Source organism: Exiguobacterium sp. E4787 (assembly GCF_018618375.1).
In the GTDB taxonomy this organism is placed as follows: domain Bacteria; phylum Bacillota; class Bacilli; order Exiguobacteriales; family Exiguobacteriaceae; genus Exiguobacterium; species Exiguobacterium chiriqhucha.
In genome coordinates, this window is the sequence record NZ_JACSLY010000001.1 from 117,817 (window position 1) to 136,913 (window position 19,097).

The window sequence follows — 19,097 nt, forward strand, 5'->3', positions numbered from 1 at the left end:
AGTGGTTACATGCTTTGAATCGTGCCGCGTACGAGTGAAAGGAAGTCTTGACGGACGCGTTCTGTCGTCTCGATGACCTCTTCATGGTTGAGCGGTTGATCTAAAATCCCGGCTGCCATGTTCGACACGCACGAGATGCCGAGCACACGCATATCCGAATGACGGGCCACGATAACTTCAGGTACCGTCGACATGCCGACGACGTCGCCGCCGAGGAGGCGTGCCATCTTCACTTCGGCTGGTGTCTCGTATGTCGGACCTGTGTTTCCGAAATAGACGCCTTTTTGAATCGAGAGGCCGAGCTTCGCAGCGACACCTTCCGTCAACGTGACGAGCTCTTTATCGTACGCTTCTGACATATCTGGGAAACGTGTCCCGAAGTCGCTCGCGTTCTTGCCGATGAGCGGGCTCGTGCCGAAGAAGTTGATGTGATCCGTGATGATCATCAAGTCCCCTGGGTTGAACGACTCGTTGCAAGCACCGGCCGCATTCGTGACGATGAGCGTCTCGACACCAATCAATTTGAGGACGCGGACCGGGAACGTGACTTGTTCCATTGAGTAGCCTTCATAGAAGTGGAACCGTCCTTGCATCGCGACGACGCGTTTTCCTTCGAGGTCACCGAAGACAAGTTGTCCAGCGTGTCCTTCGACGGTCGATACCGGGAAGTGCGGGATGTCCTCGTAAGGGATTTTGACCGCGTTCTCGATCTCGTCGGCGAGGACGCCGAGTCCTGAGCCGAGGATGAGTCCGATTTCTGGTGTTCCGTTCATGCGTTCCTGTAAAAATGCCTTTGTTTCGTTCCAATTTACCATGAGTAGTGCCTCCTCAAATTTCGTTTAAGAAACTCTTTCCGTGTGCTGGTGCATCGACATCGAAGTTATCCGCGACTGTGGCGCCGATGTCGGCGAACGTTCCTCGAATCCCGAGGTCGACTGCTGTCGCGCCGTGATGATGAACGATGAGCGGCACGTATTCACGCGTATGGTCCGTGCCTGGTGCCGTCGGATCGTTCCCGTGGTCGGCCGTGATGATAAGCAAGTCGTCTTCACGCAACTTCTCCATCACTTCCGGTAGACGGGCGTCATACTCTTCAAGCGCGATCGCATAGCCTTCTGGGTCACGGCGGTGACCGAAGAGTGCGTCAAAGTCAACGAGATTCAAGAAGCAGAGTCCTTCGAAGTCTTCATCGAGCGATTCGACAAGCTTATCCATCCCGTCCATGTTCGACTTCGTCCGAATCGCTTTTGTGACGCCTTCGCCGTCATAAATGTCGCTGATTTTCCCGAGGGCGATCACGTCTTTCCCGGCCGTCTCGAGCGTGTTCATGACCGTCTTGCCGAACGGTTTGAGCGCATAGTCGTGGCGGTTCGATGTGCGGACCCAAGCGCCAGGTGTTCCGAGGAACGGGCGGGCGATGATGCGACCGAGCATGTACGGGTCTTCGCGCGTGATTTCACGGGCGTATTCGCAGATGCGATACAACTCGTCGAGCGGGACGACTTCTTCATGCGCCGCGATTTGAAGCACCGAATCAGCCGACGTGTAGACGATCAAGGCGCCCGTGTTGACGTGTTCTTCACCGAGCTCATCCAAAATCTCTGTGCCTGATGCCGGCTTGTTGCCGATGACGTCACGTCCGCTGAACTCTTTGAGACGATTGATCAAGTCATCCGGGAACTCCTCAAAGACGCGGAACGGCGTATCGATATGAAGGCCCATGATCTCCCAATGGCCGGTCATCGTGTCTTTCCCGGCTGAAATCTCTTCCATACGTCCATAGGCGCTAGGCGTCTCAGACGGTTCGATGCTTTCGATCGGTTTAATATTCGCCAAGCCGAGACGGCCCATATGCGGCATGTTCAACCCACCGTGTTCACGAGCGATATGCCCGAGCGTGTCTGAACCGACGTCTCCGAACTGGTCGGCATCTGGGGCTTCCCCAATCCCGACCGAGTCCATGACGACCAAGAAAATACGTTTAAATTTCTTCACAAAAAGTTCCTCCTTTAGTGTCTTTACGCACGCGGATGATGTTTTCGATAGACATCGTGGAGTCGTGCCTTATTGACATGTGTGTAGATTTGAGTCGTGGAGAGGTCAGCATGCCCGAGCATCTGTTGAATGGCCCGAAGGTCGGCGCCGTTCTCGAGCAAGTGTGTCGCGAACGAATGCCGGAGCACGTGTGGCGTGATCTCTTTTTGAATGCCAGCCTCTTTGGCCCGTCGTTTAATCATCTTCCAGAATCCTTGACGACTGAGCCGACCACCACGTCCGTTCAAGAACAACGCCTCGGTCTCCCGACCACCAAGCCCGTTACGTGCCTGTTGGATATAGCGTTCGACAAAACTTTGGGCGACAGATGACACCGGGATAATCCGGGCACTCTCGCCTTTGCCTTCACACTGTAGATACCCCAATTCGAACTGTAAATCATCCAAATCGAGCCCAAGAAGTTCACTGACGCGCATACCTGTTCCGTAAAGCAGTTCGAGCATGGCCCGATCGCGCAGCGCGAGCGGGTCAGACGTCGGAACGCTGTCGAGCAATCGCTCGACTTCGTCTTGCGACCACGTGTCCGGTAGATGGCGCTCTGCTTTCGGCGTCTCTAAATAGAGCGCCGGGTCAGTCGTTGCCCCACCCGTCATCTTTAAATGATGATGGAACGTCCGAATCGAACTGACGGCCCGCCGCAATGATGAAGCAGCCCGACCGGCTTGCGACAACTCTTCCATATGCTTGACGATATGTGCCCGCGTGACTTCATTCCATTCAGTCACCCCGAGTTGGGTCAACGTCGATAAGTACTGGGTCAAATCGCTCGCATAGGCTTGTCTCGTGTTCGTCGACATTCGTTTTTCTACCGTCATGTACTGCAAAAATGACTCGACTTGCGAACGCATGACATCCCCCTCCTTCCTTGTTACACCTGAATACGCTTACATCATATCACTTATGTAAACCGTTGTGAAGACGTCTGACCTCATTTTTTTAAAAGCTTTTTTGTGACAGATTTGGGTGAGGTTTTCATCCATATATTTCGATTGAGGGCTTACAAATCTCATCATGATTTGTTACACTCAAGTCGACTTATTAAAATGATTTAAAAAGTTTGGGAGGAGTCGTCCATGGAACAGACCACTACTAATCTGACGGTCGCCGTCAGACGTCAACTCGTCTTATCCGGTCATTCGACCATCGCCGCCATCTCGGAGGCGACCCGGCTCAGCTTTCCGACCGTCAAGAAGCAGTTGGAGCAGTTGATGGAGGCCGGTGAAGTGTTCGAACACGGTTTTGAGGATTCACGCGGTGGTCGCCCAGCCAAACGTTACATCTATAATGAGCGGTTCACGCACGGATTGACGCTATACGTCGAGAAGTCGGTCGTCCGCTATCGTCTCATCGATTGCAAGGGCGCAACGATTAACGACGGGACGCAGGAGATTCTAAACGGGGACCACCTCGGTGCGCTCGGCTCGGTGCTCGACCGACAGTTGGACCGAACCCCCGACGTGAGCGCAATCTCCATCGGTGTCGCGGCGGCTGTCGCGGACGGGACGGTCATCTTCGCCCCGGACTATCCTACGTTCGCACACCTCGACTTAAAACATTGGGTCGAGTCACGCACAGCTCGCCCTGCCGTCATCGAGAACGACATGAACGCGGCTGTCTATGGATACGGACACACGCACGAACTCACTGGCGACCAGTCAATCGTCTACATCTATCTGGGAAAAAACGGACCCGGTGCCGGGATACTCATCAACGGACAGCTCATCCGTGGAAAGACCGGGTTCAGCGGGGAGATTTCGTTTCTACCACTCTATGACGACTCGACGTTTCATGACCGGATAGCGAGTGAGCGGTCGGCCCCGGCCCCATTGTCGGACGCCGCGCTCGATGCGCACGGTCGGCTCGTCGCGACCTTCACCGCGACGCTCAATCCGCACGCCATCATTTTTTCGGACGTCGATCTCGTCGATACCGAGTTGGAGGGGATTCGGAACGCCTGCCAGCGTCATATTCCGGCGGCTCACACCCCAGATTTATTGATCGGCATATGGGAGGAAGATTATTTCGCAGGCTTAGCTCGACGTTGCGTCGGGTTGATCCTTGAATCGATTTGAAGAGGTGAATTATGACAGGATTTTTATTATTGACCGTGATTTACATTGCCTTTATCAGTCTTGGCCTGCCCGACGCCTTGCTCGGTGTCAGTTGGCCGTTAATGCACGTCGAGTTCAACGCCCCGATCTCAATGGCCGGATGGATTTTTATGACCATTGCCGCGGGCACGATTTTATCGAGCCTACTCAGCGGTAGGTTACTCGAACGATTCGATACGAAGCAAGTCACGTTCGGCTCCGGACTCGTGACGGCAATGTGTCTGCTCGGCTTTTACGCGGCCCCGTCCTTGATCTGGCTTTTCGTCCTATCGATTCCACTCGGACTTGGTGCCGGGGCGGTCGATGCCGCGCTCAACCATTACGTCGCAGAAAACTATAAGGCGCACCATATGAACTGGCTCCATTGCTTCTGGGGCGTCGGAGCGACGGGCGGACCGCTCGTCATGGCCGGCGTCTTGACGGAGAGCGGTTGGCGTGACGGCTATTTAATCGTCGCATTGATTCAATTCGCGCTCGCCTTCCTCCTGCTCCTGTCGTTCCCGCTCTGGAAGCGCGAAAACAAAACGGAGCCCTCACCGCTCGAACGACAAGAGACGGCCGTGACCGCGCTCGAACGAAAGATGCCGAAAGGCCTCTCGTATGCGCTAGCCACGTTCCTTCTCTATTGTGGGATTGAGGCGCTCATCGGCCTGTGGGCCAGCAGTTACCTCGTCCAGATGAAACAGTTCTCTGTCGCGACGGCTGCGACGTGGGTGTCAATCTATTACGGCAGCATCACGCTTGGTCGCTTCCTGAGCGGGTTCCTCTCGTTCCGCTTCACGAATCGACAGATGATTCGGCTCGGGCAAACCCTCGCTTTAATCGGTAGCCTCGTGTTTCTCATTCCGGCGACCGGAGCGATGTTGGTCGGATTGATTTTTATCGGGCTAGGCTTGGCCCCGATTTACCCGAGCATGCTCCATGAGACGCCGCAGCGGTTCGGAAAGGAACGGGCAAAACGGTTGATGGGATTCCAGATGGCGTTCGCCTACACGGGCAGCACGTTCCTGCCCCCGCTATTCGGACTCATCGTGTCTCAGACGTCGCTCGGCTTATTTCCGCTCGTGACCGTCTTGATCATGCTCGGAATGCTCTGGAACACGGAACGCTTGAATTTGATCATGCACCAACCATCAAAGGAGGAACTTACATGAAAATCGAACACATCGCCATATGGGTGAACGACCTCGAACCGATGCGCCGCTTCTACGAGACGTACCTCGGGGCAACTGCAAACGATAAGTATACGAACGAACAAAAACAGTTCGAATCCTATTTTCTGACGTTCCCTGATTCGACATGCCGGCTCGAGTTGATGCGACGCCCGGACGTCCAAGGCACACCACGCGAAACGATCGGCTACGCGCATATCGCGTTCGCGCTCGGTAGCAAAGAGGCGGTCGATGCGTTGACACGACGACTCGAAGTCGACGGGTATCCGCTCATCGACGGACCGAGGACGACGGGAGACGGTTATTATGAAAGTGTCCTGCTCGACCCCGAACAAAATAAACTTGAATTGACGATTTAAGGAGATGAGACGATGATTCAGGCGATTTTACTCGACCTAGACGGAACGTTATTGACCGACCAGAAGATGATTTCACCGCGCACGAAACAGATCTTGCTCGACCTCCAGGCGGAAGGCAAAAAAGTCGTACTCGCCTCCGGACGGCCGAAACGGGGTATCGAACCGTTCGCCGAAGAGCTTAGACTGCATGAATACGGGGGACTCATCGTCTCCTCGAACGGGGCGTGCGTCACGGATGCGGCGACTAAAGAAACATTGTTCGAACAGGCGATTCATCCGAACGACGCTCGTGCCATTTTGGATCATTTGACCGGCTTCGACGTCATTCCGATGATCAATGACGAGACGTATATGTATGTCAATGACGTCTTCAACGGCATGCTCGAGTTGAACGGTGAGCCGTTCAATATTATCGAGTACGAGTCGCGCGGCGGTCGGTTCCGATTACGGGAAGCACCCCGTCTCGCCGACGCCATCAATTTCCCCGTCTATAAGATTCTCGTCGCGGGACAACCTGACTATCTGCAGGCGCATGCCGCTTCGCTCGCCGGACCGTTCACGGACCGCGTCACCGGCATGTTCACGGCCGCCATGTACTATGAGTTCACAGACTTCGGCATCGACAAGGCCCGGGCGCTCGACCATGTGTTCCAAAACATCGGGATCAGCCGCGACCGTGTCATCGCGTTCGGTGACGGGCACAACGACCGGTCGATCATCGAGTATGCCGGCATCGGCGTCGCCATGGGCAACGCCGTCGAGGACATCTTGACCATAGCCACGGAAATGACGACATCGAACAATGAAGACGGGATCGCCACCGTCCTGTCCCGTTACTTGACGACGTGACGACATACAAAAGACAGGCAGCCTTTGAGAGGCTGCCTGTCTTGCTTTATCCGTTGATGACTGCTTTATGACCCTCGAGCGTGACGCCTTTGGCTTGGCAGACTTTACAGATGCCGTGAAACGTCAAGCGATGGTCTTTGATTAAAAATTCGTATTTGCTTTCGACTTTCTTCTCGACGTCGACAAGCAAGTCTTCCATAATCTCCTCCACCGAACCGCACTCGACACAGACGAGATGATGGTGCGAATGGTTCGCGCCTTCTGGTCTGAGGTCGAAACGGGCGACTCCGTCACCGAAGTTGACTTTGTCGACGACACCGAGCTCCGTCAATAGCTCCAGCGTCCGATAGACGGTCGCGAGCCCGATTTCCGGTGCGATGCTTTTGACGAGCATGAACACGTTCTCTGCGCTCAAATGGTCCGTCTCATTCTCAAGTAGAATCCGGACAGTTGATTCTCGTTGCGGTGTCAATTTATATCCTTTGGCGCTCAATTGCTGTTTGATCCGTTCAATTCGCGTTTCCATAAGGCGCCCCCTCTTAGCATAATTCACTATTCAAAGCATACCGAAGTTCGTCCGGTTTTTCAAATTAAAATGATTCCTATGTAAGTGTAACATAACTCACTCTAGATTAGAATCATTTCAATTTAGATAATTGCCACCACTGAATCGCCATAATCGTCTTCGCGTCAGTGATGCGTCCACTCGCCAGCAAGTCGACCGCCTCGTCGAACGTGAAGCGTTGGACTTGTAAAAACTCGTCCTCATCAAGGTTCATCGTACCGGCCGTCAAGCCGTGTGCGACATAGACATCGACCCGTTCACTGCAAAAACCGGGTGCCCCGTAAAATGAGAAGATTTTTTCGAGCGTCTCGGCCGTATAACCGGTCTCTTCTTCGAGTTCGCGCTTCGCGCTCGCGAGCGGTTCCTCACCGACTTCCAGTTTACCGGCCGGAATCTCGAGTGACATCGATTCAAACGCTTTCCGGTACTGCTCGACGAGGACGATGCGGTCGTCTTCATCGACGACGAGGACGGCGACGGCCCCGTTATGATAGACGAGTTCACGAACCGAGGTCCCTCCGTTCGGGAGCGAGACGACGTGTTTCTCAACGTTAAAGATCTTTCCTTCGTAAATGACTTCCCGTTCAATCGTTATCTCTTCCATTTGTATGTACCCCTCACTTTTCCTATATACTGTGATTATGATTCATATCGTCAGACGGAACAAGGAGGAATTATCAATGGCAGAGTTAGGATTAGGTACCATGTCGATTTTAAAACACGGGGAAGCAGAGGGTCGTCGGATTCTAGAGGCCGCCTACGACGCTGGGGTTCGGCATTTCGATACGGCCGACGTCTACGATCACTTCGAGGTGGAACGTCTAGTCGGTTCGACGTTCGCCGGACGCCGGGACGAGCTGTTCTTAACGAGCAAGGGCGGGAACGTGCGAACGGAAGATGGGATGCGCTGGGATCCGAGCGCCACGTATTTGGAGCAGGCGCTGGCCGATTCGCTCGAACGTCTCCAGACTGACTATTTGGATTTATATTACGTCCATGGCGGCACGATCGAGGACGATCTCGATGAGACGATCACATTCATGCGCCGGCAAAAACAAGCCGGGGTCATCCGACACATCGGACTGTCCTCGATTCGTCCGAACGTCATTCGCTATTGGCTCGAGCACGGTGAACTCGACGTCTTGATGACACCATATTCGTTGCTCGATCGTCGCATCGAATCGCTCGACCTCGACATCCCGATTGTCGGTCGCGGACCGCTCGCCAAAGGACTATTGACCACTGAGTGGTCCGAGCGCTTGACGGACAAAGGCTTCGAAGCATGGACTGCATCAGAGTTACGCGACGTGTTGCCGACGATCCCAACGCCGATTCAAGCTTACGCCCTTGCCGCCGCGAAACGAACGTGTGCCGTCGTCCTGCCGGGTGCCTCTTCGGTCGATCAATTGAACGACTTGATTGCCGCCAATCAAGCCGACGTCGATTCGGACAAACTTGATGAGCTGTTGGCACGGCTGCCTATTCACCCCTACACAAAACATGCGACCTGAACGTCAGGTCGCATCGGTGTCACGTTGTTTCATTTGTTCGATGGCCCAATCGGCCCAACCGGCGTAGTTTTCCATCATCCGAATCGCATACTCGCTCGTCAGTAAATAGCCGAGCGTATCGGCCTCGGACTGATGGGCCGCTTGAAACGCCCGGATTTGATGGGCGACTTGCTCGTGATGCGCTTTCGTCTCTTCGACGTAGCGAATCGCCTCGTCGAGCGGGAGCAACTGCAACAGGCTGACCCGAAGCAAGTTCTCGTCTTTCATTTTCGGTTGGTACGAGGTCGGTTGCCGCAACCAGTCAATCAACTCTTGACGTCCCGTGTCGGTGATCGAGTAAATCTTTTTGTCCGGTAAATCATGTTGGGCCACATGCTCAGAGGAGACGAGTGCTTCGTCTTCCATTTTTAACAGTTCACGGTAAATCTGTGTATGATGGGCGTGCCAAAAATGAATCATTTGCGCTTTGAACGTCGCGTTCAAGGCATAGCCGGTAGCGGGTTGATGGGTCAATAACCCGAGTAGTGCATGACGTAACGCCATAACCATCACCTATCCCTTGCGGTTCTATTTTTATTAGTGTATCACATATTACGGCGCGACCGAGAATGCCAATCGGTTGACGCCCATTGCGATTACACAGACAATATACGTGAAGGGAGAGATTTTTATGAAACCGATTCAATCCGATCAGCAATTCCAAGAAGCCATTCAAGATAAAGGCATGGTCGTCTTCACGACGTCATGGTGCCCGGACTGCCGTCGACTCGACATGTACGTCGACGAGCTCGTCAAAGACTACCCACAGTTCAACTGGTACGTCGTCGACCGCGACGAATTGCCGGAACTGTCGGACGCGCAAGAAGTACGGGGCATCCCCTCGCTTCTCTTCTATAAAGAAGGCGTTAAACAAGAGCATCTCCACTCGGCGAACGCCAAGACAGAGATGCAAATCCGTTCGTTCCTCGATACGTTGAACGACTAAACAAAAAGACGACCGTCATGGTCGTCTTTTTTCGTTCCTTCATGTAAATCGTTCGACGTAGCGTCGGTCGATTGTCCGTTTCAACCAAAACGGTAACCGCCCGTGCCACGTCAACTTCCCGTACGTCAAGAGTGCTTGTCCCGGAGTCGTCAGTAAGATATTGAGCGATGTCCGTGATTTGAACGGACGCTTTGTGCCGAGCAACAGACGTGCGACGTGTCGCCCTGAGCGGACGGCATCGACGCCGCCGTTCAATCGGGCCGCCATATCGCCAGTAATAAAGATATCGCGATAGACCGGATGCCGCAAATCGTCTTCGGTCTCGATGAACGCCGCTTCTTCCGCCAGTCCGGCCGCTGACCACCAGTCGTCAGCGACGACACCGGTCGCATCCAAGACGAGTCCGTCCCCTTGTCCGGATTGGAACGGGGCCAGGATGATCGTCACGCCGCTCCGGACGAGACGACGTGCCATACGCTGAGCGACGCGCCGTGGGAGTTCAGGCAACAGGCGACGCGCATACAATGTCACGCGTCGCTTTTGTCGGATGCATGCGAAGGCGAGCTCGACCCCGGCCTTGCCACCGCCGACGATGGTGACGGCCTCACTGTTGACAATGTCGTCCAAGACATATGACGTCATCGGTTTTAGTCCCGTCCCGAGTCCACGACTTTTCGCACCGGTCGCGAGCACGAGGAGATCATATCCAACTTGCCTGTGTTCGGTCTCGACAATCCGGGCAACCGGATTGAGCCCGATGAGGCGATTGGCGACCGGCGTGACGTCAGGGCGCAACCGTGTCGTCGCCGATTCCATCTCCCCGGCAATCACTTGCGGGAACGCGCCCGTGTATATCGTTTCGCGTCCCCCGATATACTTGACGTCATACCGTTCTTGGATCTCGTCGAGCCGAGCGAGAATCTCGAGCTGTCCGTGACCGAGCCCGACGAGGACGAGACGAGGCTTCATCGTAAAATTCGCCGCGCTTCGAACAACCGCTGTAAAATGGTCGACACTTCAAGGACGAGGAACATCGTCGCGATGACGCCAATCCATGTCGGGAATAAAATCATGAGCGTGAACAAGATGAAGCATTCCGTCCGTTCTAAAATACCAGGTTGGTAATAGAACGACTTCTCCGACCGGCGGGAGCTGCTCGCCCCGACTGCGAGGAACAACGTCATCGCCACGACGAACGATCCGAGCAACAGCAGAAAGACCGGCATATGCTCCGGATGGCGTAAGGCGAGCGCGATGACGACGGCAATCTCGACGATGCGATCGAACACGAGGTCGAGCACCGTCCCGAAGCCCGTTTTCTGCGAGCGACGCGCCATCGTCCCATCGAGGACGTCGAACAGACCGGACACCCATAATAGCAAGACGGCCGTCCACAGCATGTCGTTATAAATGAAGAGGCCGACCGAAACACCGATGATACCCCCGAGGACGGTCACCTCATTCGGGGTAAACTTCCATTTCAAGAGCCGATCGGCCCCACGTTCGATGACAGGACGAACGAACCGGCTACCGTATGTGTCTAACATCATATTCCTCCTTGTCTCTTACGTAAATAATACGTCTCACCGTCCCGGAACGATTCATCCCGTGGCAAGATGACGTAGTCCCCCTGCCCGCGGCGATATTCGCCAAGACGATGCCCGAAACGCGTGAACGACCGGATCAGCACGACCGTCTCGTCAGTCGGGGAATCCGTCACCTCGATCTGAAGCGAGGGATACAGACTGCCACCCAGTTCGATAAAGTCGCCGAACGTCGATTCCGTCTCGGATAAAGTTTGTGGGGTGCCGCTCGCGCGGACGCGCCCCGCTTCGAGCAGTGTCACTCGGTCAGCGACGAGCATCGCTTCTTCCCGGTCATGCGTCACGAGGAGCGCTGTCAATCCAAGTTCACGAACGAGGTCGCGAATCAAGCGTTGCAACTCGTATTTGAGATCGGGATCAAGGTTCGTAAACGGCTCATCGAGCAGAATAAGCCGCGGTGAAGCCGCGAGTGCCCGGGAAAAGCTCACGCGTTGTTGTTCTCCGCCGGAAAGCTCGTGAATCTCAGCGTCATAGCGACCAGGCAGCCGAACGCGGGCGAGCCACGTCTCTGCTTCTTGACGCGATTGGTTCGGTGTGGCAAGTGTCACGTTCTCCCCAACCGTCAAATGTGGGAACAAGAGCGGGGATTGCGACAACATCGTGATCCGGCGCAAGTGAGGCGGCACTCCGTCAAGCGGCGTCTCCTCCCACGCCACTGTCCCGGAGTCGTGTGTCTCTAATCCTGCGATGATGCGGAGCAACGTCGACTTTCCGGACCCGCTCACGCCGACGAGAGCATGAATCTCACCGTTCGGAATATCTAAATCAATGCCGCGTAACACGTCGCGGTCTTTAAAGCGTTTATAAACGCCTGATAATACTAAGCTCATTGCAACCGTCCTTTCACCAATCTAATCCAGATGCCGAACAGTCCGCCGAGCCCAAGATAGAGGAGGACCGGCACGAGGATGAGCACCCATGTATTCTGTAACGCAAGCGAGACGTCATTGCCTGCATAGGACTGATAAAGACGCGTTGTGACCGTCGGGACGAGACCCGCCCCGATCAATTGAACGAGCACGAATTGACTCAAGACGATAACCGTCGAGAACAAGACGATTGTTCGAATCGTCTCTTTCAAGAGCGGGAATAGCACGAGACCGAACCGGGTCCATGGGGCGAGCATCAACGTCTGTTCAAGAAGCGTTCGGCCAATCACATACATGGCGTTATATGCCAGCCGGATGGAATACGGCAACGTCGTGACGAGCAGGACGAGGCCAACTCCAATGTGTGTGCCGACAAGGCCGAGTTGCGCCAAAGCGATATACATGCCGAACATGCTAACCATGACCGGAATGAACAGTGGAAGGAACGTGAACCATTCGACTAAAGTTTTCCATCTCGACTCGGTGAACATGAGCCACCAAGCCGTACCGATACCGAGCCATACGTTGACGAAGCCGAGGGTGATGACATAAATGACCGTGTTTCCGAACGCCTCATCCCAACTGAACGCGGCCGGGAACGCCAAAAACAGCCCGATGAATGGGAACAGGATCAAGCCAGCGGTGAGAATCTGACTCATCGTCTCACCCCCCGTTCGATACGTCGTCGTCGTTTAGCCGTCACCGAGTAGGAGCCGATGACACCAATGAAGATGAACAGCGTCCAGATGAGGGCGACCGCATACGACTCGTACGCATTTAAAAATAATCCGGTCGTCAATCGTTCGTAGGCGAGTACCCCGAGCAGTTCAGGGAAGGTGACCCCTAACAAGGCCGGCACTTCATAGGCAAACGAGATAAAAGCGACGAGCACCCAAAACGAATCGAGGAGCGGTTTAACGAGGAATGGCCATTCCGCCACTTTAAATTGTTTAAACGGCGTGAGTTGAAGTGTTTTCGCCATATCCAAATAACCCCGATTCAATTGGGCATACGTCCCAATCACCATCAAAAACACGAACGGCACTTCTTTCCAAACATACGTCAAGATGACGACGAGATGGTGGCGTTCATTCGCCTCAATCAATCCATAGAATGGGAAGGCCCCTGAGAACAATAGATAAAATAAATACGCGGCTGCGACGTGCGGTATGAACATCGGCCACCTGAGAAGTGACGCGAGCCACGTCGACCGATGTCGATACACCGAACGGGCGAGCCACGTCCCGATGACAAGTGAGAGGACCGTCGAAACGACTGTCACATACAGCGTCACGGCGAGACTGGCACGCCACGCCGCATCGTTTAACTCAGACCAGTCGAATCCTACGGTCTCGTAAATCAGAAAGGCAACACCGGTGAACGGTAATGCCAGAACGAACAGACTAAGCCATAGACTACTTCGCGACACGGTCCCACTCCTCACGAATCGCATCGATCACGGCCGGCCCATAGTCAGGAATCGAGCGTTCGGCGAGACTTACCGGGTCAGGATAAGTGACACCTTCATCGAGCTTTAAGAATGCGTCACGGTCTGCCGTATCGAGTTTGGTCAAATCGAGCGACGTCCCGTCTCCCCAGTACGTCGAGTCTTGTTTGGCGAGCTGGGCTTCGGGCGACAATAACTCATTGATGACCACGAGCGCACCGTTTGGATTTTTGGCGTTAAATGGAACGGCGAGAAAATGCGTCGAGGCGATTGAATGTTCGAGCACGAGTGCACGTGTCCCACTAGGAAACACGCCATTTTCACGCTCAGCCTCAGCGCGTCGTTCATTGAAGCCCATCGTCATCCAGACGTCACCCGCGGCGTACAACTGGTCGAGCTGGGCCAGCGATTTCGGATACGTAGTCCCTTGTTTCCATAGGGCCGGCGACCACGTCGCAAGCTTCTCCCAGAACTCGTCTGGAATCTCATCGTTACCGGCCAAAGTCCCATACTCGGCGTAGAGCAGATGGCGGACGAACGCGTTTCCTGTGAAGTCTGTCACTTCAGGATACGTGAAACGGCCAGGATTTTCTTCGGTCCAACGATGTAATTCGTCGAACGTCGTCGGCGGATTTTTGACTTTGTCCGCATCATAGTGCATGACGAACTGCACGTTCCCCCAAGCGACTTCGAGCCCGTTCGTCGGAGTTCCCGCATCGGTCGCTTGCGCTTCCTCATTCAATAGCTTGGCGTTCGGGATTTTGTCGAGCAGGTCACCCTGCAACAATTCCGCCTCTGCAGCATTACGGAAATTGTCTCCATTGATCCACATGAGGTCAATCGTCCCTTCTTCTCGATTCGCACGCTTGTCGAGCGACAATTGGCGCACAAACTCGGCCGTGTCCATCGGGACACGGTTCAACTCCACGTCATACGTCTCTTTCAGGCGGGGCGCGACATACTCATCGATATAGCGATTGATGCCGTCATCGCCTCCCCACATATAAAAATTGACCGTCGACTGTTTCGCTTCTTCAGCCGCCTGATCGAACGTCGGTGCGATTTCGGCGCGCGTCGTCCCGCAGGCAGCGAGGAAGATGAGTGACAGCATCAAGCCAAACTGTTTCAATCGGCGCATCGTGTCTCCCCCTTTTTTCTCTATGTTGACGCATTTACTTTTTGTCAAATCCCCGTTTTGCGAGCCGTTCGAACATGACCGGGCACATTGCGTACAGTTTCGCGCCAAGTTCCATCCACCACGGGGTGTTCACTTCACGTTTCGACGCCTCACATGCCGCGACGACGCGTTTCGCAAGGCGATTGGGATCGAGCATAATCGATTTCACACTCGCTTCGTAACGTCCACTCTTGTCGGCCCGGAGAAAGAACGGTGTCGCAATAGGTCCCGGGTTGACGGTCAGTACATGAATCCCAGCCGGCTTCAGTTCCAACCGAAGCGCGTTCGAGAACTGGAGCAGCGCCGCTTTCGATCCGGCATAGACGGCCGATTTCGGAGTCGGGACTTTTGCCGCTTGCGAGCAGACGTTGATAATCGTACTGCCACGGCGCATCGTTCGCGCACAATCACGCGCCAGCAACATCGGTGCGGTCGCGTTCAAGCGCATCGTCTCCTCGATGACGTCGGTCGTTTGATCGACGACCCGGTCGAACTCGCCGATTCCGGCATTGTTCACCCAGACGTCGATTGCTCCATATGTACGTTCGACTTGCGCCACGAGCGTGTCATAGTCGGTACAGACGTCGGCCACCATCCAATCGGCCGATAACTTCTGTCCGAGTTCGCGCAACCGCTCCTCGTTCCGTGCAATCAACGTCAACTTGGCACCCGACTCATAAAAAGAATGCGCCAGCGCGGCCCCAAAGCCGCTCGACGCACCCGTGATGACAATATGTCTCATTCTAAGATGTCCTCCACTCTCACATAAATCCATTTTCCATCCGTCAACTGTTTGACGACGCGCCCACGTTCCTCGAGTAACGTCAACCGGGCGAACACCTCACTGAAGACGAGCGGCATTGCCCGCCGCATCTTGCGTCCATACAGGCGCATCGACCAATCGAACACGCTCAAGCCGTCCACCCAGTCGTTCAGGAGCAGTTCACTTCGCTCATAGCGCTGACTGATGCGGGCCTCAATCAATGGACGCGGTTTGTGAATCGGTTCCCCATGTCCGCTCACGACGAGCTTCAAGTCGACCGACTGCAGTTTCCGCAGCGAATCAAGATACAGGACGACCGGCGAAGCGAACCCTTCCTCTTCGTACGGCTGTTCGATGAGCGGGTTCGGTTCGACCGCATCGATCAAATGGTCGCCCGCGATCAACACGCCACCTGGGCCGAGCAGTCCGAGCTGGTCACTCGCATGCCCGGGCAGATGGATTGTCTTCCATGCCCCGTCACTCGTCACGTCCTGCCCGTCCTCGAATGTCATCGTCACAGTCGTCGGGCCGATCCAGCGCAACGCCTCCCGATAATCGGGCAATTTGTTCACAATCGTCTCCGGGGTCCCGAACCAGTGCGCCAAATCATGCAAAAATTGGTTGCCTCGTTTGATGAAGTTCGGTGTCTGTTCTAAATAGCGAACGAGCTTCTCATGTCCGTAGACGGGAATCGAGGCGTCACGCAGACGCCACGCCTGACCCGCATGGTCGGCATGATGGTGCGTCAAAAATAAAAAATCAATATCCGCGAGCGTCAACTCAAGCTCGGCCAGTTGTGTCGTCAAAGAGGTCCACGCCTCTTCCGTGTCCGGTCCGCAATCGACCATAAAGAAACGGTTCATGTGTTCGACGACATAAACGTTTACGTTGCCGACCTCGAATGGCGTCGGTATATCGAGTCTTGCCAGTTGGCTTGAAATCCAGTTCGCCACGTCCCCACAACCCCTTCCACCTATCTTCACTCATTATACCTGTCGATAAGAATGGATTTCAATCACACAAAAAAAGGAGAGGATTTCTCCTCTCCAATCACTTATAAGTTGATGACGGTAACTTTATCGCGTGTCATCGTCTCGAGGCTGCGTCCAATCCCTTGGACCCCGAGGCCTGATTGCTTCACGCCGATGAACGGGAAGTGGTCAGGGCCGCGTTCTGTGCGACCGTTCACTTGGACTGTACCGACTTCGAGCTTGTCGGCGACCGTGAAGGCGCTGTTCACATTTTGCGTGAACACGCTCGCTTGAAGACCGAACTCAGACTCGTTCGTGAGTTCAATCATCTCGTCGAGTGAGTTAACGCGGATGACCGGCAAAACTGGTCCGAACGGCTCTTCCCAAGCGACACGCATTTCACGTGTGACGTGGTCAAGGAGCGTCGGGTGCAAGAGGTTGCCGTCGCGCTCGTTTCCGTGGACGACCGTCGCTTGCTTGTTGACGGCATCGTCAATCAAGCCTTGGACGTAATCTGCAGACTTCTTGTCGATGAGTGGAACGATGAAGCTGTTATCGACCGGTGATCCGACCGTGAGCTTCTCGACACGATCTTTCAACATTCCGACGAGTTCGTCTGCTTGGTGCTCGAGCACGAAAACGCGCTTGATCGCCGTACAGCGTTGTCCTGAATATGAGAACGCCCCGCTGACGATTTGATCAGCCGCCAGGGTTAGGTCCGCATCTTCAAGGACGAGGGCCGGATCTTTCCCGCCGAGTTCGAGCACGACAGGTACCATCGATGCTTGTTGTGACAAGTGTTGACCTGTCCCGGTACCACCTGTGAACGTGATCATGTCGATGCCAGGGTGTGACGTCAAGTAGTCACCGATGACCGACCCGCGTCCTGTGACGAGGTTCAATAGACCGCTCGGAAGACCTGCGTCTTGAAGCGCCTCGACCATTTTCACACCGCTGATGGCGCCTTGTGTCGCTGGTTTAAACACGACCGCGTTACCAGTGATAAGAGCCGGTGCGATTTTGGCTGCTGCCAAGTTGACCGGGTAGTTGAACGGTGAAATCGCGAGGACGACACCGAGCGCTTCTTTCTTGATGATCGCCATCTTGTTTTTCGAACCGCCAGGGAATGAGTCCCCTTGCATGAACCCGCCCGTGAAGCGAAGACCTTCTTCGGCCGTATAGCGGATGATTTCCGCCGTCCGGACGACTTCTTTCTTCGCGTCGCTCAAGTTCTTCCCGACTTCGCGCATGATGATTTGACCGATCTCATCAACGCGTTCTTCGAGTTTGTCCGCCCAAGCGTACAACAGTTCGGCACGCTTGTTGACCGGAAGCGCCGCCCATTCCTGTTGTGCGCTTTTCGCGCCGTGAATCGCCTCGTCGACTTCGTCGCGAGACATCGCCTGGACGTGCCCGACGACTTCATCTGTATAAGGTGAAACGAGTTCGATTGTTTCGTTCGTTGTCGATTCCTGCCATTGTCCATTAATTAAATATGGATACGTGTTCATACTCATAATCTCTATCTGCCTCCTGAGTAAGCTTTGATATCTCGTTGCCACCCCCATTGTATGCAAAATCAAATCGGTTGAACAACTATAAAGATTCAGTTTATGTAATGTAAACGGTTACTCGTCAATTTTTTGTCAATTCCGCCTCGACTTTGCCACTTTCAACTGAAGATGTTCATCAAATCGACCGATAGAAGAGATGAGAGTACGTGAACTAGGAGGGACCACCAGTGAGCATGGATCATAATATTTTACTTGAGGCAGGCACGAACGAATTAGAGATTGTCATTTTCCAGTCAGGCCCGTTCATTTTCGGGATTAACGTCATGAAGGTACGTGAGATCATCACGATGCTTCCCCTCACTCCGCTCCCGGGCACTCCGGAAGCAATCATGGGGTTGATTGAGCTCCGCGGTGAGGTCATGACGGTCATCGATTTACCGATGGTCATCGGACATCCGCGTGACGTCGGAGACAACGATCGCTTGATCGTCTGTGAGTTTAACGGAGAGAAATCGGTGCTCCGCGTCGATCAAGTGACAGAGATTAAACGTATCTCTTGGGAACAGATTGACACGCCGTCTGATCTCGCGCGCGGCATGCAAGGAATCACGAACGGGGTCGTCAAAACAGGCGACCAGATGATTATCCTTCTTGACTACGAGCGCATCGCCCTCGAACTGTCCCGTAAAGACATCATGGCCCGTGAATCGGTCAAACGACTCGGTGCCCGGGAGCGCTCGAACAAACACGTCTGGATTGCGGAAGATTCGGAGATGTTGCGGACGCTCATCATCGATACGCTCGATGACGCCGGCTATTTCAACACGACGATCTTTAATAACGGGAAGGAAGCGCTCGATGCGTTCGAACAGAGCGACGTCCATTGTGACTTGCTGATCACCGATATCGAGATGCCACAAATGGACGGCTTGCATTTGACGAAACGACTCCGTGAGATGGATCGTTTCGCCGACCTGCCGATCATCATCTTCTCTTCGCTCATCTCGGACGACTTGAAACATAAAGGCGACGCGGTCGGGGCGAACGCCCAAATCACGAAGCCAGAGATTGGCATGTTGATTGCCACACTCGACGAATTTTTAGCCTAATCCGAAAAACGGGACTTCGCCTTGCGGCGAAATCCC

Annotated in this window: 22 protein-coding genes; 7 read left to right on the forward strand and 15 right to left on the reverse strand. The window is 54.4% G+C overall.

The window, feature by feature from the left end:
* Positions 1–5: 5 nt before the first annotated feature.
* From KNP80_RS00625 to xerD, 3 genes are read right to left on the reverse strand one after another with little or no spacing between them, the layout of a single operon-like run.
* The gene (locus KNP80_RS00625; protein ID WP_021067633.1) at positions 6–815 is read right to left on the reverse strand and encodes a purine-nucleoside phosphorylase; all 810 of its coding nucleotides are present in this window, start codon (positions 813–815) and stop codon (positions 6–8) included.
* A 13-nt stretch (positions 816–828) separates the two neighbouring features.
* Positions 829–1,995 carry a phosphopentomutase gene (gene deoB / locus KNP80_RS00630; RefSeq protein WP_214831801.1) on the reverse strand — a complete coding sequence of 389 codons (1,167 nt, stop codon included), beginning with the start codon at positions 1,993–1,995 and terminating at the stop codon, positions 829–831.
* 23 nt (positions 1,996–2,018) lie between these two features.
* Positions 2,019–2,903, reverse strand: coding sequence for a site-specific tyrosine recombinase XerD (gene xerD / locus KNP80_RS00635; RefSeq protein ID WP_021067635.1), 885 nt, complete (start codon positions 2,901–2,903; stop codon positions 2,019–2,021).
* A gap of 225 nt (positions 2,904–3,128) precedes the next feature.
* Between xerD and KNP80_RS00640 the strand changes: the two genes are divergently transcribed.
* From KNP80_RS00640 to KNP80_RS00655, 4 genes are read left to right on the forward strand one after another with little or no spacing between them, the layout of a single operon-like run.
* Entirely contained in the window at positions 3,129–4,127 is a 999-nt protein-coding gene (locus KNP80_RS00640; protein WP_214831802.1) for an ROK family transcriptional regulator, read from the forward strand.
* 11 nt (positions 4,128–4,138) lie between these two features.
* Entirely contained in the window at positions 4,139–5,320 is a 1,182-nt protein-coding gene (locus tag KNP80_RS00645) for an MFS transporter (protein WP_214720422.1), read from the forward strand.
* Complete coding sequence (locus tag KNP80_RS00650; protein WP_021067638.1) at positions 5,317–5,697, forward strand: VOC family protein; 381 nt, start codon at positions 5,317–5,319, stop codon at positions 5,695–5,697. Before KNP80_RS00645 ends, KNP80_RS00650 begins: the two co-directional genes overlap by 4 nt.
* 12 nt (positions 5,698–5,709) lie before the next feature.
* Entirely contained in the window at positions 5,710–6,546 is an 837-nt protein-coding gene (locus tag KNP80_RS00655) for a Cof-type HAD-IIB family hydrolase (protein WP_214831803.1), read from the forward strand.
* A gap of 46 nt (positions 6,547–6,592) precedes the next feature.
* Here KNP80_RS00655 and fur read toward each other — a convergent pair whose 3' ends face one another.
* On the reverse strand, positions 6,593–7,072 hold the full coding sequence (gene fur, locus KNP80_RS00660; protein ID WP_016509373.1) for a ferric iron uptake transcriptional regulator: 480 nt from the start codon (positions 7,070–7,072) through the stop codon (positions 6,593–6,595).
* 112 nt (positions 7,073–7,184) lie between these two features.
* Positions 7,185–7,715 carry an NUDIX domain-containing protein gene (locus KNP80_RS00665; RefSeq protein WP_214831804.1) on the reverse strand — a complete coding sequence of 177 codons (531 nt, stop codon included), beginning with the start codon at positions 7,713–7,715 and terminating at the stop codon, positions 7,185–7,187.
* Positions 7,716–7,791: 76 nt separating this feature from the next.
* On the opposite strand from KNP80_RS00665, the gene KNP80_RS00670 reads away from it, so the two are divergent.
* Positions 7,792–8,622, forward strand: coding sequence for an aldo/keto reductase (locus KNP80_RS00670; RefSeq protein ID WP_214831805.1), 831 nt, complete (start codon positions 7,792–7,794; stop codon positions 8,620–8,622).
* 3 nt (positions 8,623–8,625) lie between these two features.
* Here the strand turns inward: KNP80_RS00670 and KNP80_RS00675 are convergent, their stop codons facing one another.
* On the reverse strand, positions 8,626–9,165 hold the full coding sequence (locus tag KNP80_RS00675; protein ID WP_021067642.1) for a PadR family transcriptional regulator: 540 nt from the start codon (positions 9,163–9,165) through the stop codon (positions 8,626–8,628).
* Between the two features lie 127 nt (positions 9,166–9,292).
* Here KNP80_RS00675 and KNP80_RS00680 point away from each other — a divergent pair, with 127 nt between their 5' ends.
* Complete coding sequence (locus KNP80_RS00680) at positions 9,293–9,607, forward strand: thioredoxin family protein (RefSeq protein WP_029595313.1); 315 nt, start codon at positions 9,293–9,295, stop codon at positions 9,605–9,607.
* A 39-nt stretch (positions 9,608–9,646) separates the two neighbouring features.
* Here KNP80_RS00680 and KNP80_RS00685 read toward each other — a convergent pair whose 3' ends face one another.
* From KNP80_RS00685 to KNP80_RS00725, 9 genes are all read right to left on the reverse strand, one after another.
* Positions 9,647–10,576: an NAD(P)/FAD-dependent oxidoreductase gene (locus KNP80_RS00685; protein WP_214831806.1), complete on the reverse strand. Its 930-nt coding sequence runs from the start codon at positions 10,574–10,576 to the stop codon at positions 9,647–9,649.
* Positions 10,573–11,154 carry a CDP-alcohol phosphatidyltransferase family protein gene (locus tag KNP80_RS00690; RefSeq protein WP_214831807.1) on the reverse strand — a complete coding sequence of 194 codons (582 nt, stop codon included), beginning with the start codon at positions 11,152–11,154 and terminating at the stop codon, positions 10,573–10,575. Before KNP80_RS00690 ends, KNP80_RS00685 begins: the two co-directional genes overlap by 4 nt.
* Positions 11,154–12,041, reverse strand: a complete 888-nt coding sequence (locus KNP80_RS00695) for an ABC transporter ATP-binding protein (RefSeq protein ID WP_214831808.1) — start codon at positions 12,039–12,041, stop codon at positions 11,154–11,156. Before KNP80_RS00695 ends, KNP80_RS00690 begins: the two co-directional genes overlap by 1 nt.
* Positions 12,038–12,739, reverse strand: a complete 702-nt coding sequence (locus tag KNP80_RS00700) for an ABC transporter permease (protein ID WP_214831810.1) — start codon at positions 12,737–12,739, stop codon at positions 12,038–12,040. The genes KNP80_RS00695 and KNP80_RS00700 overlap by 4 nt, the downstream gene beginning before the upstream one ends.
* The gene (locus tag KNP80_RS00705; RefSeq protein WP_214831811.1) at positions 12,736–13,509 is read right to left on the reverse strand and encodes an ABC transporter permease subunit; all 774 of its coding nucleotides are present in this window, start codon (positions 13,507–13,509) and stop codon (positions 12,736–12,738) included. Before KNP80_RS00705 ends, KNP80_RS00700 begins: the two co-directional genes overlap by 4 nt.
* A complete protein-coding gene (locus tag KNP80_RS00710; protein WP_214831812.1) occupies positions 13,496–14,665 on the reverse strand; it encodes an ABC transporter substrate-binding protein in 1,170 nt (389 codons plus the stop codon). Before KNP80_RS00710 ends, KNP80_RS00705 begins: the two co-directional genes overlap by 14 nt.
* Before the next feature lie 34 nt (positions 14,666–14,699).
* On the reverse strand, positions 14,700–15,446 hold the full coding sequence (locus KNP80_RS00715; protein WP_214831813.1) for an SDR family NAD(P)-dependent oxidoreductase: 747 nt from the start codon (positions 15,444–15,446) through the stop codon (positions 14,700–14,702).
* On the reverse strand, positions 15,443–16,420 hold the full coding sequence (locus tag KNP80_RS00720) for an MBL fold metallo-hydrolase (protein WP_214831814.1): 978 nt from the start codon (positions 16,418–16,420) through the stop codon (positions 15,443–15,445). The genes KNP80_RS00715 and KNP80_RS00720 overlap by 4 nt, the downstream gene beginning before the upstream one ends.
* Positions 16,421–16,521: 101 nt before the next feature.
* Positions 16,522–17,958 (reverse strand): NADP-dependent glyceraldehyde-3-phosphate dehydrogenase, encoded by a 1,437-nt coding sequence (locus KNP80_RS00725; protein WP_214832257.1) that lies wholly within the window; start codon positions 17,956–17,958, stop codon positions 16,522–16,524.
* Positions 17,959–18,185: 227 nt separating this feature from the next.
* Here KNP80_RS00725 and KNP80_RS00730 point away from each other — a divergent pair, with 227 nt between their 5' ends.
* Positions 18,186–19,061: a chemotaxis protein CheV gene (locus KNP80_RS00730; protein ID WP_021067653.1), complete on the forward strand. Its 876-nt coding sequence runs from the start codon at positions 18,186–18,188 to the stop codon at positions 19,059–19,061.
* Positions 19,062–19,097 lie beyond the last annotated feature (36 nt).

Bases quoted from the DNA above. Each gene is read 5' to 3' on its own strand.
- KNP80_RS00665 (WP_214831804.1), bottom strand. From the start codon at position 7,715: ATGGAAGAGATAACGATTGAACGGGAAGTCATTTACGAAGGAAAGATC.
- KNP80_RS00625 (WP_021067633.1), bottom strand. From the start codon at position 815: ATGGTAAATTGGAACGAAACAAAGGCATTTTTACAGGAACGCATGAAC.
- KNP80_RS00640 (WP_214831802.1), top strand. From the start codon at position 3,129: ATGGAACAGACCACTACTAATCTGACGGTCGCCGTCAGACGTCAACTC.
- KNP80_RS00675 (WP_021067642.1), bottom strand. From the start codon at position 9,165: ATGGCGTTACGTCATGCACTACTCGGGTTATTGACCCATCAACCCGCT.
- KNP80_RS00715 (WP_214831813.1), bottom strand. From the start codon at position 15,446: ATGAGACATATTGTCATCACGGGTGCGTCGAGCGGCTTTGGGGCCGCG.
- KNP80_RS00695 (WP_214831808.1), bottom strand. From the start codon at position 12,041: ATGAGCTTAGTATTATCAGGCGTTTATAAACGCTTTAAAGACCGCGAC.
- KNP80_RS00645 (WP_214720422.1), top strand. From the start codon at position 4,139: ATGACAGGATTTTTATTATTGACCGTGATTTACATTGCCTTTATCAGT.
- fur (WP_016509373.1), bottom strand. From the start codon at position 7,072: ATGGAAACGCGAATTGAACGGATCAAACAGCAATTGAGCGCCAAAGGA.
- KNP80_RS00650 (WP_021067638.1), top strand. From the start codon at position 5,317: ATGAAAATCGAACACATCGCCATATGGGTGAACGACCTCGAACCGATG.
- KNP80_RS00680 (WP_029595313.1), top strand. From the start codon at position 9,293: ATGAAACCGATTCAATCCGATCAGCAATTCCAAGAAGCCATTCAAGAT.
- KNP80_RS00710 (WP_214831812.1), bottom strand. From the start codon at position 14,665: ATGCGCCGATTGAAACAGTTTGGCTTGATGCTGTCACTCATCTTCCTC.
- xerD (WP_021067635.1), bottom strand. From the start codon at position 2,903: ATGCGTTCGCAAGTCGAGTCATTTTTGCAGTACATGACGGTAGAAAAA.
- KNP80_RS00690 (WP_214831807.1), bottom strand. From the start codon at position 11,154: ATGTTAGACACATACGGTAGCCGGTTCGTTCGTCCTGTCATCGAACGT.
- KNP80_RS00655 (WP_214831803.1), top strand. From the start codon at position 5,710: ATGATTCAGGCGATTTTACTCGACCTAGACGGAACGTTATTGACCGAC.
- KNP80_RS00685 (WP_214831806.1), bottom strand. From the start codon at position 10,576: ATGAAGCCTCGTCTCGTCCTCGTCGGGCTCGGTCACGGACAGCTCGAG.
- KNP80_RS00670 (WP_214831805.1), top strand. From the start codon at position 7,792: ATGGCAGAGTTAGGATTAGGTACCATGTCGATTTTAAAACACGGGGAA.
- KNP80_RS00730 (WP_021067653.1), top strand. From the start codon at position 18,186: ATGGATCATAATATTTTACTTGAGGCAGGCACGAACGAATTAGAGATT.
- KNP80_RS00700 (WP_214831810.1), bottom strand. From the start codon at position 12,739: ATGAGTCAGATTCTCACCGCTGGCTTGATCCTGTTCCCATTCATCGGG.